The sequence below is a fragment of the Lachnoclostridium edouardi genome, assembly GCF_900240245.1.
Classification (GTDB): Bacteria; Bacillota; Clostridia; order Lachnospirales; family Lachnospiraceae; genus Lachnoclostridium_A; species Lachnoclostridium_A edouardi.
The window spans coordinates 2,663,893-2,675,573 of sequence record NZ_OESQ01000001.1; the positions used below are offsets into that span (position 1 = coordinate 2,663,893).

Below are 11,681 nucleotides of genomic sequence, written 5' to 3' on the forward strand. Positions count from 1 at the left end.
TATAATTCAGTGGTTAGGGTTTGGAGACGTATCGAAGAGGCCATAACGAGACTGACTCGAAATCAGTTTGCCGGGAAACCGGCACGAGGGTTCGAATCCCTCCGTCTCCGTTTCATATATATACAGGATAAGATAATGAAAAAGGAATTGCAGGTTCAGTGTTTAAAAAGTACGCAGTATGTGCTGGAAGAATGGTGGATGAAAAATCCCGGGCCATTTATTGAGGCCATGGATCAGAATATTTTATGGATTGCATCAGGGAAGGAAGAGTATTACAGTGGAAAAGCAGAATGTATCAAGCACTGTACAGTAAAAGATGATATTCCCAATGTATACCTGCAGGGGCAGGAATATTCTGTGATTCACAGCGACAAAAACACATGTGTGGTGGCGGGACGATACATGGGATATACAGAAGAAGGGGCAGATATGGTGCTGTGCGAGACACAGAGAGTAACCTTTATCTGGAAATGGGAGAATATGAAATTATCTATTATTCATCTCCATTTATCAAACCCTCTTCACATTTTGGAGGAAAATGAAGATTTTCCAAGAAAAGCAGGAATTGATACAGGAAAATATTTAGACCGCCTTTTGAGAGATTGGAGAAGACGGGAGCGGCTGATTTTTACATCCTCAGAACATAAAGAATATTTTCTTCCTATTTTGGACATTGTTTATGTGAAAGCTGACGGCGAGTACTGTATTATAGGCACCATAGACAGGGAAATTCTGGCCCTTAAAAGCTTTAAAGAGGTAACAGAGAATCTGGCCAGTGAATTTGTTCAAATTCACAGGTCGGTTGTGGCTAATATTATATACATCCGGCAGCTGGAGCCGGGGGCAGTAACTATGTTTAATGGGCTGAAACTTCCTGTTGCCAGACGGAGACTGGGAGCAGTAAGGTGGGCTGTAAGAGAAGGATAGAAATTTACCACTCATAGGTGTGGAAGCGCCGTTTATGGAAAATTCATTGCAGATTAGAGAAACAGGACCTATAATATGTACATATTAAGGTCCTGTTTTGTATTGTTAGGGCAAAGCCCTGTTTACCATTGTGGAGTTTTTCGTTGATCCGAAAAACGGAACTTTGGAAAACAAATAAACCACCTGCTATGCAGGTGAGTTAGAATTGCTTCAGCTTACAGCAAAAAACCTCCAGTGTTATAATTAATGTAAGGTTCGCCAACCGCATTAATAAACAAAGGAGGTATCCATATGGATAGTAACAGTTTATCACATACAAAATGGAATTGTAAGTATCATATTGTATTTGCACCAAAATATAGGAGAAAAATAGCATACGGAAAAATAAAACAGGATATAGCAAATATTTTAAGTATGTTATGCAAAAGAAAAGGTGTAAAAATTGTAGAAGCAGAGATATGTCCAGATCATGTACATAGGCTAGTAGAAATTCCGCCAAGCATTAGTGTATCGTATTTTGTAGGGTATTTGAAAGGAAAAAGTACACTTATGATATTTGAAAGACATACAAATTTGAAATATAAATATGGAAATAGACATTTTTGGTGTCGAGGATATTATGTAGATACGGTAGGGAAAAATGCAAAGAAAATACAGGAATATATAGCAAATCAGTTACAAGAAGATTTGGAATATGATCAGATGACACTGAAAGAGTATATTGACCCGTTTACGGGTGAGCCAGTAAAAGCAAACAAATAAAATAAGCCCTTTAGGGCTTAGTAGGTAAATGATGTTGCGCTTGGCGAACCTATTTCGGAGAGTCTTTAGACTCCAGTGCCGGTAACAGACCCTTATAGGGTCAAAGCAAGCCACCGGCTTAGCCGGTGGTCTTGACTNAATAAGCCCTTTAGGGCTTAGTAGGTAAATGATGTTGCGCTTGGCGAACCTATTTCGGAGAGTCTTTAGACTCCAGTGCCGGTAACAGACCCTTATAGGGTCAAAGCAAGCCACCGGCTTAGCCGGTGGTCTTGACTAAGCATATACAAGTTCGGTTAGAACGATCTCCTCCGCACGGCTGCGGATGCTGTTCATGCGGCGCACCCATTCTATTTGGTTAGTTGCTTTGAGTGCTTCGGTCACACCTTCCTGCTTTGCCATATCGGAAACGATGTTTTCAATGCGCTCGTTGCAGGCTTGATCGATTTCAACTAAATGCTTGAACAGCGTTCCCTCCAGCACATAGTTGTTGTAGAGGATTTTACGGTACTCTTTCAGATAACTGCGGCGCATACGCCCATATTTGCCAATCTGATGTTCGCCGGTATCTGGTAGGATAAGGTTGGGGATAAAATAATCACCCTCTTGACGGTATGTGCCGCCCATTTCTTCAAAGATAGATTTCATAAAGTTCAGCTCCTTTTGCGTTGATTTCCAGCGGTTATAAGGCTTTTTTGACTCCTTTCTTACAACTGCTTTTCAATTCACCACAAATGAGCCGCAGTCATATGTATTAGATGGCAGAAACCACCCTTTACATATTAACTCTTGGTTGTGTATGCTGTTGCTCTCTCCGGCCAGCTCATCCTCCTGGCTCAACCGGCAGTAGAGAGCGGTCATGGTTTGATTTGACCGAAGTTCCATGCTGCTCCTTTCTGTGTGCGGTCAAATCGGTTCCCTTGGTTTGTGACAGCTTGATTATACTGGAAACCGACCGCCGCGTCCAGGTATTTTTTAGTGGGCGGACCGGAGTTCCTTTTCCATCAGCCGAATGAGTTTATCCGTAACGGCGGCGCCGCTGTCCAGGTAGTGCCGGGTGATCTGGTAGACCGCGCCGCCGATTGTCATCGTTGTTCTGTGTAATTCGGTTTTCTGTTCGGCAGTTCGATTGTGTTCGTCACAATGGAAATTGCCGGAAGCCTGCATAACTTCCCTCCCTTCTCACAAAATGGGGGTTTCCTGCTTAGTCATTGTCATCATCATCGGTGTAGTTGTAGTTGACAAAGTCAAAATCAGGGGAACACATCTCCTCGTAGCTTGGCTCTCGTCTGGCCGGAGCGGGCCGCTTCGTGCGTTTGACAATGGCGCGGTTCAACTCGCTGATGCCGGATTCCAGCAGATTCTTCCGTCCGCTGGCGTAATCCAGCCCCATTTGTCTGGCAATACGCTCGATCTTCTCAACCGAGGTATAGCGGTCCTGATCCACAAACGCGGTCACAAAAGCGAGAGTCGCATAGTAGCCGCTGGCTGAGAGGATGGTCAGCCGGATCAAAAGCGCGGCGATGCGATCGGTCTGCTGTCTTACAGAATGGGTAATTTCTTCACGGATAATGTCCCGTATTGGGGCGGTCTGACGTGCATAGTCCTCTCCGTTCAGCCCCAGTTCCGCATAGCGGCGCAGGAGTGTGGAAACGCTCTGGTGGTCCTGTTTGGCCCGCTCACCTAGGCGTCCGGCGAGGGCCTTGGGAAAGCGGACGGTGATGGAAACAGTAGGTTCCCTGTGGCTCAATCGTGCCTCCTTTCCCCCGAAAACGCTGTAAGGCGGTTTTTCGGGACGGTTTCAAAAATCATACCTGTAAAATCCGTTGAAAGCACTGCTTTCAAGCGGTTATTCCGCCGTCTGGTAAGACGGCTATTCCCGCCTTATCCCGAAAAACTCCGCTTTTCCGGGGATAAGGCCCTGCGGGTCCGGTACCGACGGCCCGCTCCGCGCCATAAGGGGCACCTCCTTTCCGTCCGGCAAATGAGAACGCCCTACACGCATCCAAACTTGTCGTTCGGACCGTGTAGGGCGTTCTGTTTTGGATCTTCCGCCGAACTGCTTTGATTTCTGGACAGGGCCTTGCAGTTCGGGCGTTGTCTTTCTTCCTGTCTTACAAAAAGAATAGCGCGGATGAAAGAACTTGTCAAGCTGTGCACTGGCAGTCGTAAAACAAAACTGAATCCGTTTTATCAATTATAAATCAAGTTCCTGTTACTTGATTTATAATTGGAATTTCTATCTGCGTAATATAGTCATCGAAATGCTCAATGACCGATTCGTTTAGCCCGGTTTCATAAGAATAGCCGCACAGAGTCAATCCTTGCTGTTCTGCATAAGCAAGGATTTCTTTGTATCTGTCCGGCAGCTTATCCCAGCTTCCCTTGCAGAATGCCCGAAGATACTTTCCGGCAGGCTGTATCTGTAAGCCCTCCTTTGAGATGGGGGCAGGGATTTCAATATACAGTGCCGAATAAGCATTGAAATTTCCCTGATACAAATTTTCTACCGAAATCACGGAACCATAGGAAGCGTCATGCAGTCGGCGCAGCTTTTGCTTTTGGGTTTCTGCAAGCACTCTTTCGATTTCTTCCTCTATATTTTCTTCTCTGGCAGGAACAACCGCCAGATAGCACTTCTTTTTTTCCACGATTTCAATGCGGGATAAATCCATATTTAATAGTGTCGCCAAATCCTGATGGCGGACAGTCAGCGTCTGATGGATGCTTTTCAAATGGGATATGGTGTTTTCCAGGTCTGCTATTTGTTCCTTTAACAGTTGCTCCATGCTTTCCGCAGAACGCTTTGATAGAAAGGTCTTGATCTTACCGATGGATACATTTAATTCGCGCAGCATCAAAATCGTTTCCAGGGTTGGACTTTGATAATAGGTGTAGTAGCGATACCCGTTTTCGCCTATGACAGCAGGCTTCAGCAAATCCATTTCATCGTACCACATCAGAGTTTTTTTGGTCGTTTTATGTATTTTTGCAAACTGCCCGATTGTAAACAATTTATTGATATCGTAATACATGGAAAATCCCCCTTGACTGTCCTGTTACAGTATAGTTTATTATATCTGATGTGAGAAAAATAACAAGTGGGCAGGAGGATTCTCTATGCAGGAAAATCAATTATCACAAAATACTTATAATCAACCTGTAACATTAAAAAATGTTTTGAAATTTGCAGTTCCAACTATTGCAATGTCGGTGTTCATGTCTTTTTATACAATGGTTGACGGTCTGTTTGTCTCTAATTTGATAGGCACAAGCGCCCTGTCTGCCATCAATCTGACCGCACCTGTGATACAGCTTGTGACCGCCATTTCCACCATGCTCGCTACCGGCGGAAGTGCGGCAGTCATGAAAAAGATGGGCGAGAAGAAAACGAATGAAGCAAGACAGGATTTCACATTTTTGATTTTAGTTAATGTTGTTGTAGGTCTTGCCATGTGCGGGTTTGGCTACCTGTTTATGGACAGCATATTCAACAGCCACTCTCTGTCGGTCGAGGTGGCAAATTATTGTCAGGAATATCTGAGCCGCTACTTGTTGTTCACAATTCCCATCCTTTTGATGAATAATTTTACACTCTACATGATTGCGGCTGAAAAATCAGGTCTTTCTCTGATTTGTTCGATCGGTGGCGGCATTACCAATATCATATTGGATTATCTGTTTATTGCTGTATTTGATATGGGAATCGGCGGCGCTGCCATTGCAACGGGATTGGGATACTCTGTGACCGCTGTTGTCGGACTGATTGTTTTCTCAAACGCTAAAAATCTGCTCCACTTCCAGAAACCCGTGTGCCGCTTTAAAGTATTGCTGCAAGCCTCTGCAAACGGCTGTTCCGAAATGGCGACCACATTGGTGACAGGTATTATTACGCTTGTTTTTAACTGGACAATGGTGAAGTATGTAGGAGAAGACGGCGTTGCCGCAGTTACTATTATCATGTATGTTCTGATGTTTGCAAGCTCACTGTATTCGGGATATACATACGGTGTAGCGCCCATGATCAGTTACTACTATGGCGAACAGAATCACGCAAAATTGAGAAAACTGGTTCGGATGAGCCTGTGCGTGATCTTATCCATCACAGCAGTCACGATTACAACCTCCCTGGCCATCACAGAACCGTTGGTATCTGTTTTCACACGCCCGGACAATCCTGTTTATACGCTCGCTGTTACAGGCAATCGGATCTGCTCCTTTGCGCTGCTGTTTGTCGGCTTCAACATTTTTTCCAGCGGCATGTTTACCGCCCTGTCCAACGGTGTGGTATCCGCAATCCTTGCGTTTTCACGTTCCTTTGTATTCATGCTCATCGCCCTGCTCACACTTCCGGCACTGCTTGGCGTAACCGGCATCTGGCTGGCAACGCCGGTTGCTGAACTAATGGCAATTTGTCTGTCTTTCATTCTGTTTATGAAAAATAAGAAACGGTATCAGTATTGACTGTACTGATATATATTGGGTAAAACGATTATATCAGTTTTAGAACTGTAACATTTCAAACGGTGAAAAGGAGAATTTTAATGGAGATAAAAAGGATTTGTCAGAGCCAATGGAGTGATGTAAAAAATATCTATATGGAAGCCTTTCCAAAAGCAGAAAGGAAGCCGTTCTTTCTCTTAAAGCGTGCTGCTCAAAAAGAAAAATCCGAAATTTGGGTAGCATCAGAAAACGGTGTTGTTGCTGGGTTTATCGTATTGATTCCTTATCGTGATATGGTTTTAGTTGAATATTTAGCGGTTTCCAACAAGATCCGCAGTAAAGGAACCGGGAGCAAAATACTCGGTGAAATATGCAGGCACTATGCGAATAAGCGTATCTTGCTGCTGATTGAAGAAATAGATGAGGCTGCGAATAACCTTGAACAGAGGATTGCCCGGAAACGGTTTTATTTGAAAAACGGATTTCAAGCTTCTGGAATTTCGGTGCGAAGTGTTAGCGGTAATATGGAATTATTGTGCTATGGTAGTAATGTTACAGAAGATGAATTTATTGAAATCCAAGCATATACGCTTGGGAAATTGTTATTCAGATTGTCCAGAACAAGGGCATTCCAAACAATGGACAAAACAGACTAAATGATTGTGAAAGCGAGTGGTATTATGAATATGAAAATCTTAAAACGAGCAGGCATTATCATAGGGTGTATTATCTTGATCATCGGTATCCTGTGGCTGTGCCTGGGAGAAAAGTTGTCTATCCTGTATAAATCGTTAAACAGTTTCAAAGATGAAAACCTGGCATATACATTTCAGCATACGCCCGAAATTCAACCTACTGTTAAGATCAGCAAAAGCAACCATACGTTTGAATTTGTGAAAGAGGAAAATATCACATTGGCAGACGGTTTCCACTTTTCAGGAAACTTCTATCCCACAGATCAGTTTATGAATGATACAAAAACTTCGGCTATGCTTGTCATCAAAGATGATGTAATCAAATATGAGAAATACTTTTTCGGAGGAGACGAACATACCGTTTTTTCTTCCAATTCTATGGGAAAATCTTTTGTATCCGCGCTGATGGGGATCGCTGTTTCAGAAGGATATATAGAAAGCATTGACGATTCGTTAGGCAGATATATTCCAGAATTTGTTGGAACAGATTTGGAAAACATCCCAATCAAGGCGTGTTTACAGATGGCATCCGGCATTGATTTCGATGAAGATAAAGATATGAGCAATTACTCCATACGCACTTTGCTGGGGATGTCGCCTATGAAAGTAGTTGCAAAATACGGTGTTAAAGAAGCGCCGTATACATATCGCCGTTACTTGAGTATCAACACTGAAATACTGGGACAGGTCATAAAAAATGCTACTGGTCAAAGTCTTGCCGGTTATATGGAAGAAAAATTGTGGAAGAAAATTGGGTCTGCGCATGATGCATATTGGACACTGAGTAACGATACAGAACTTGCTATGGGTGGTCTAAGCATTACATTACAGGATTACGCCCGTTTTGCAAGGCTGTATCTGAATGATGGAAATTATAACGGTGAACAGATTATTCCTAAGGATTGGGTCAGGGATAGCTTCGATGTCAGCGCCGAGTATTCAAAACCCGGAGCAAATCAGGATGTCTATAATACGATAGGATATGGCTATCAATGGTGGGTGCCTGACGGCAGTGCTGGTGAATTTATGGCGATTGGTGTTTATGGTCAGTTCATCTACGTCAACCCGGAAAAAAATATCATCATCGTCAAAACAAATGCTGATCCTGATTTTATGTCTGAAGGATATGAGTTAAAACATATTGAATTCTTTAGAGCTATTTCCAATGGTATTCAGTAAAAAATACAGGAGGAAGTTTAAATTTGAACCATCATATTATATTAAGAGAATATCAAAAGTCAGATCGCAAATTATTGGAAGATGTTGTACGCGAAACCTGGAACTACGATCGTTTCTGTACACCAAAGACAGCAGCTAAATTGGCAAGCGTATATTTAAGCAGTTGTTTGGCAAATCAGACGTTCACACAGGTTGCTTTGATGAATGACACACCAGTTGGAATCATCATGGTAAAAAATCGAAAAAAGCATAAATGTCCGTTCGGTTTTGCAATTAAAAGAGCTGCTTCCATCATCTCGCTATTATGCTCAAAAGAAGGACGAACAGTTTCACGCATTTTTGAATGTGTAGAAACAATTGACCAAGAATTGTTGTGTCAGTGCAAGACGGATTATCAAGGAGAACTGGCTTTTTTTGCGGTCAGTCAAACCTGCCGGGGCAAGGGCGTGGGAAAAGCATTGTTTGAGAAAGCGTTGGAATATATGCGTGAAGAACACATTTGCAACTTTTATTTATTCACCGATACAAGCTGCAATTACGGCTTCTACGAGCATCAGGGAATGGAGCGTCAGCAAGAAAAGAAACACAGCTTTTATATAAACGGACAGCAGGAAGAAATGACCTTTTTCCTCTATGACCATCAAACCAGTCACGCACAGAAAATAAACTGAAACTTATATTTAGTTCATTCTATTATTCTGCGTGAGGAAATCGTATGAAAGAGATTATCGTCATCCGCACTTCTGACCCAGATGGAAGTGTCTTTCGCTTCATTTTGGACATTTTTCAGGGCAAAGACATCCAAATTCTCCATGCTGATAGCCGTAAAGATTCTGTTATAACTTTAGGTGATATTCAGATATTTCCAGAACAGCGACGGGTATTGAATCAAGGTGCAGAGGTTCCTCTGAATTACGGTGAATTTTCAATCCTACACTGTATGGCAAAATCACCTGGGCAGGTCTTTAGCCGGGAACAGCTTTACAATGCAGCCTGGGAAGAAAGCTGCGAATTTGGTACAAATACTGTGGATAATACGATTTGGCGTTTACGGAAAAAACTGGAGCCTGATCCCAAACACCCCATCTATATCAAAACTGTTTTCCGAGTGGGGTATAAGATTGTGGAACCAGAAAGGGCCGAACGTTGACTGCTTCAACGCAGGACAAAGCAACCGGGAGGGGCATCATGCCCCTCCCGGTCCGTATTATCTTACACGAAATACAATGGTCTGCAAAACAATTTTTTCCGCCATACTTTTTAAATCATTCCAGTGGCGTGTGCGTTCCAGAAGATCCTCCGTCTCCGGCAGGGGATCGTCAAGCAGCATTTGCTGAGTCAGATCTTCTATCCGCTCCAGTGCGTCCCGCTGGACTTGGTGCATTGTTTTCATGAGGGTTCCACCCATCTTCAAGACGGTATACCGCTCTGGATGATTCTCCCGTAGATAAGCAAGCGCCATGCGGCCGTATCTCCCGAGGGGCTGCTCGTCCTCCGGCGGGTTGGAGATGCAAATGTTCGGCAGCAGTACTCCGTCCTGCTCATGGTAGGATAAGTTAAGATTTGGCTTTCTCATTTTGTGTGCCTCCAGTGATTTGGATTTCGTCACAAATCCATGAAACCAATCTGATTCACACTCTGTCAAAAGTTTTTCTTAACATCCTTATCCATGCGGACCGAAGGGCGCACACTTTTTTATATCTTGTTTTTCTTCCTTCCCAGCCTGCTGAAAAAGTGAAAATAAATAAAAAACAGTACTGAGGTAACAGACCAGGTGAGAGGGTAGCTGAATATAATTGTTTTAATATCTCTGTGAACAGGCACAGCGGCAATAATCCACACAATACGGAGAACGCACACGCCCATACAAGTGAGAATCATAGGAATCCAGCTGTCTCCCGTGCCTCTTAATGAACCTGAATAAATTTCAATAAGAATATAGGTGATAAAGGTAGGAACCAGGAAGTGAAGGATTTCCATTCCTTTTTCCAGCACAGCGCTATCTCCTGTAAAGAGACAGAAAATATAATATCCTAAAAGGTAAAGAATAAAGGAGAGAAGCACAGTGGCCACAAATGCCATTCCAAGACATACCCGGATTCCCTTTTTTACCCGGTCTGATTTTCCTGCTCCATAATTTTGTCCTACAAAGGTGGTGATGGAAATTCCAAAAGCATTTATAATCATCCAAAACAGACTGTCTATTTTTCCGTATGCAGTCCAGGCCGCTATAGTATCTGTGCCTAATGTGTTTACGCTGGACTGAATAATAATATTAGAGGCATTGTACATAACAGATTGAAGGCCTGCAGGAAGGCCTACCTGGACGATTCTTTTTATCATGGAAATATCCAGGCGCAGTTTTCTGAGAATCAGCTTGTAGGTTTCATTGGTTCTCATTAAAACCCAGATTACTAAAAACGCGCTGACAGCCTGGGAAATAATTGTGGCAATGGCGGCGCCGGCCACTCCCATGTTAAAAACTGCCACCAGCAGAATATCCAGAACAATATTGGTGGCGCAGCCTGCAATCAGGAAGTAAAGAGGGCGTTTAGAATCGCCTACTGCACGAAGGATTCCAGATCCCATATTGTAAATAAGATTTCCGATAATTCCTATGAAATAAATTCTCAGATAAATAACTGCATGTCCTAAAATAGAGTCGGGAGCTTCCATTGCTTTTAAAGCATAGGGGGCGCCGATTAATCCAAGAACCATCATTACAGCTCCCACAGCAATAGAAAAAGCAATGGCAGTGTGAACTGCTCTGCTGACTAAAACCCGCTGCTTTGCCCCGTAAAACTGAGAAATAGTAACAGTGGCGCCTGAGGACAGTCCGATGAAAAAGCCTACAAACAGGTTTATAAGGGTGCCGGTAGTGCCTCCTACAGCCGCCAGCGCCTCTTTTCCCACAAACTGTCCCACAATTACGGCGTCTACTGTGTTATAAAGCTGCTGAAAAAATGTCCCGAACAAAATAGGAAAGAAAAACAGAAGAAGCTGCTGCCAGATAACTCCTTCTGTGATCTGATTGCGGTCCATGGCGCTGCCCTTAACCGTCTTTGGTGAATTCATAGTATCCTCCATTCTGTATATGTAAGAAATATTGGCCTTTAAAAGGCCGGGCCTTATGTAACCTTAATAAATCTCACGATATTATAATCCTATTAAGAAAAATTTGCAATATTTAAGGAGCAGCTTTGTTCAGAGCAGTGTCAATAGCTTTTAACAGGGCAGAAGAGGTATACTGAGTTTCCTTTGGATAGGAAAGATTGTCAGTAGTCTGAGTATCGCAGATCTGTCTTGCCAAGTCGTCAAAAGCCGGCTGCACAAGGGGGTACATAGTTGTCACAGCTTCGCTTAAAGGCACCATGGTAATAGAATTAATATGATCTTTGTCTACTGTCACCTCCACATTTACCTGCTCTGTTCCCAGCTTCAGGGAGGCAGTATAAACGCCGGGGACGTAGGAACCGGCTTTGGCAGAAGTAGGAGCGGCATCTTTTCCGGACCGGAACATAATGAGAAACAGGCATACAAGAAGAATGCCCAGGCCAATAAAAATAGCAGTGTAAATAATTTCTTTCATCCGCAGTACAACAATTTTTGTTTTAGAGCTCATAAAAAGGACCTCCACATAGGTTTATTACAATGTATTAGCCTGCCTTCCCGATTAGA

At 43.2% G+C, this 11,681-nt stretch carries 15 protein-coding genes and 1 tRNA gene; 8 read left to right on the top strand and 8 right to left on the bottom strand.

The window, feature by feature from the left end:
- Positions 1-22 precede the first annotated feature (22 nt).
- The 3 genes from C1A07_RS12685 (at position 23) to tnpA (ending at position 1,689) form a co-directional block, all read left to right on the top strand.
- A tRNA-Ser gene (locus C1A07_RS12685) sits at positions 23-110 on the top strand.
- Positions 111-135: 25 nt separating this feature from the next.
- The gene (locus C1A07_RS12690; protein ID WP_101877421.1) at positions 136-927 is read left to right on the top strand and encodes a LytR/AlgR family response regulator transcription factor; all 792 of its coding nucleotides are present in this window, start codon (positions 136-138) and stop codon (positions 925-927) included.
- 291 nt (positions 928-1,218) lie between these two features.
- Entirely contained in the window at positions 1,219-1,689 is a 471-nt protein-coding gene (gene tnpA, locus C1A07_RS12695; protein WP_101875601.1) for an IS200/IS605 family transposase, read from the top strand.
- Between the two features lie 273 nt (positions 1,690-1,962).
- Here the strand turns inward: tnpA and C1A07_RS12700 are convergent, their stop codons facing one another.
- From C1A07_RS12700 to C1A07_RS12715, 5 genes are all read right to left on the bottom strand, one after another.
- On the bottom strand, positions 1,963-2,334 hold the full coding sequence (locus tag C1A07_RS12700) for a TnpV protein (RefSeq protein ID WP_101877422.1): 372 nt from the start codon (positions 2,332-2,334) through the stop codon (positions 1,963-1,965).
- 72 nt (positions 2,335-2,406) lie between these two features.
- A complete protein-coding gene (locus C1A07_RS16230) occupies positions 2,407-2,571 on the bottom strand; it encodes a hypothetical protein (RefSeq protein ID WP_180952256.1) in 165 nt (54 codons plus the stop codon).
- A gap of 90 nt (positions 2,572-2,661) precedes the next feature.
- Positions 2,662-2,853, bottom strand: a complete 192-nt coding sequence (locus C1A07_RS12705; protein WP_101877423.1) for a hypothetical protein — start codon at positions 2,851-2,853, stop codon at positions 2,662-2,664.
- A 37-nt stretch (positions 2,854-2,890) separates the two neighbouring features.
- The gene (locus C1A07_RS12710; protein WP_101877424.1) at positions 2,891-3,436 is read right to left on the bottom strand and encodes a hypothetical protein; all 546 of its coding nucleotides are present in this window, start codon (positions 3,434-3,436) and stop codon (positions 2,891-2,893) included.
- Between the two features lie 454 nt (positions 3,437-3,890).
- Positions 3,891-4,721: a MerR family transcriptional regulator gene (locus C1A07_RS12715; protein WP_101877425.1), complete on the bottom strand. Its 831-nt coding sequence runs from the start codon at positions 4,719-4,721 to the stop codon at positions 3,891-3,893.
- 85 nt (positions 4,722-4,806) lie between these two features.
- Here C1A07_RS12715 and C1A07_RS12720 point away from each other — a divergent pair, with 85 nt between their 5' ends.
- From C1A07_RS12720 to C1A07_RS12740, 5 genes are all read left to right on the top strand, one after another.
- Positions 4,807-6,150 (top strand): MATE family efflux transporter, encoded by a 1,344-nt coding sequence (locus C1A07_RS12720; protein WP_101877426.1) that lies wholly within the window; start codon positions 4,807-4,809, stop codon positions 6,148-6,150.
- A gap of 80 nt (positions 6,151-6,230) precedes the next feature.
- Positions 6,231-6,785 carry a GNAT family N-acetyltransferase gene (locus tag C1A07_RS12725; RefSeq protein ID WP_101877427.1) on the top strand — a complete coding sequence of 185 codons (555 nt, stop codon included), beginning with the start codon at positions 6,231-6,233 and terminating at the stop codon, positions 6,783-6,785.
- Between the two features lie 24 nt (positions 6,786-6,809).
- A complete protein-coding gene (locus tag C1A07_RS12730; RefSeq protein WP_180952257.1) occupies positions 6,810-8,003 on the top strand; it encodes a serine hydrolase domain-containing protein in 1,194 nt (397 codons plus the stop codon).
- 23 nt (positions 8,004-8,026) lie between these two features.
- On the top strand, positions 8,027-8,674 hold the full coding sequence (locus tag C1A07_RS12735; RefSeq protein WP_101877429.1) for a GNAT family N-acetyltransferase: 648 nt from the start codon (positions 8,027-8,029) through the stop codon (positions 8,672-8,674).
- 44 nt (positions 8,675-8,718) lie between these two features.
- Positions 8,719-9,153: a winged helix-turn-helix domain-containing protein gene (locus C1A07_RS12740; RefSeq protein WP_101877430.1), complete on the top strand. Its 435-nt coding sequence runs from the start codon at positions 8,719-8,721 to the stop codon at positions 9,151-9,153.
- A gap of 57 nt (positions 9,154-9,210) precedes the next feature.
- On the opposite strand, the gene C1A07_RS12745 is transcribed toward C1A07_RS12740, so the two are convergent.
- The 3 genes from C1A07_RS12745 to C1A07_RS12755 form a co-directional block, all read right to left on the bottom strand.
- Complete coding sequence (locus C1A07_RS12745; RefSeq protein ID WP_101877431.1) at positions 9,211-9,579, bottom strand: TnpV protein; 369 nt, start codon at positions 9,577-9,579, stop codon at positions 9,211-9,213.
- A 119-nt stretch (positions 9,580-9,698) separates the two neighbouring features.
- Positions 9,699-11,078 (bottom strand): MATE family efflux transporter, encoded by a 1,380-nt coding sequence (locus tag C1A07_RS12750; protein ID WP_101877432.1) that lies wholly within the window; start codon positions 11,076-11,078, stop codon positions 9,699-9,701.
- Positions 11,079-11,190: 112 nt separating this feature from the next.
- On the bottom strand, positions 11,191-11,625 hold the full coding sequence (locus C1A07_RS12755) for a hypothetical protein (protein WP_101877433.1): 435 nt from the start codon (positions 11,623-11,625) through the stop codon (positions 11,191-11,193).
- Positions 11,626-11,681 lie beyond the last annotated feature (56 nt).

Bases quoted from the DNA above. Each gene is read 5' to 3' on its own strand.
- C1A07_RS12690 (WP_101877421.1), top strand. From the start codon at position 136: ATGAAAAAGGAATTGCAGGTTCAGTGTTTAAAAAGTACGCAGTATGTG.
- tnpA (WP_101875601.1), top strand. From the start codon at position 1,219: ATGGATAGTAACAGTTTATCACATACAAAATGGAATTGTAAGTATCAT.
- C1A07_RS12700 (WP_101877422.1), bottom strand. From the start codon at position 2,334: ATGAAATCTATCTTTGAAGAAATGGGCGGCACATACCGTCAAGAGGGT.
- C1A07_RS16230 (WP_180952256.1), bottom strand. From the start codon at position 2,571: ATGGAACTTCGGTCAAATCAAACCATGACCGCTCTCTACTGCCGGTTG.
- C1A07_RS12705 (WP_101877423.1), bottom strand. From the start codon at position 2,853: ATGCAGGCTTCCGGCAATTTCCATTGTGACGAACACAATCGAACTGCC.
- C1A07_RS12715 (WP_101877425.1), bottom strand. From the start codon at position 4,721: ATGTATTACGATATCAATAAATTGTTTACAATCGGGCAGTTTGCAAAA.
- C1A07_RS12720 (WP_101877426.1), top strand. From the start codon at position 4,807: ATGCAGGAAAATCAATTATCACAAAATACTTATAATCAACCTGTAACA.
- C1A07_RS12725 (WP_101877427.1), top strand. From the start codon at position 6,231: ATGGAGATAAAAAGGATTTGTCAGAGCCAATGGAGTGATGTAAAAAAT.
- C1A07_RS12730 (WP_180952257.1), top strand. From the start codon at position 6,810: ATGAATATGAAAATCTTAAAACGAGCAGGCATTATCATAGGGTGTATT.
- C1A07_RS12740 (WP_101877430.1), top strand. From the start codon at position 8,719: ATGAAAGAGATTATCGTCATCCGCACTTCTGACCCAGATGGAAGTGTC.
- C1A07_RS12745 (WP_101877431.1), bottom strand. From the start codon at position 9,579: ATGAGAAAGCCAAATCTTAACTTATCCTACCATGAGCAGGACGGAGTA.
- C1A07_RS12750 (WP_101877432.1), bottom strand. From the start codon at position 11,078: ATGAATTCACCAAAGACGGTTAAGGGCAGCGCCATGGACCGCAATCAG.
- C1A07_RS12755 (WP_101877433.1), bottom strand. From the start codon at position 11,625: ATGAGCTCTAAAACAAAAATTGTTGTACTGCGGATGAAAGAAATTATT.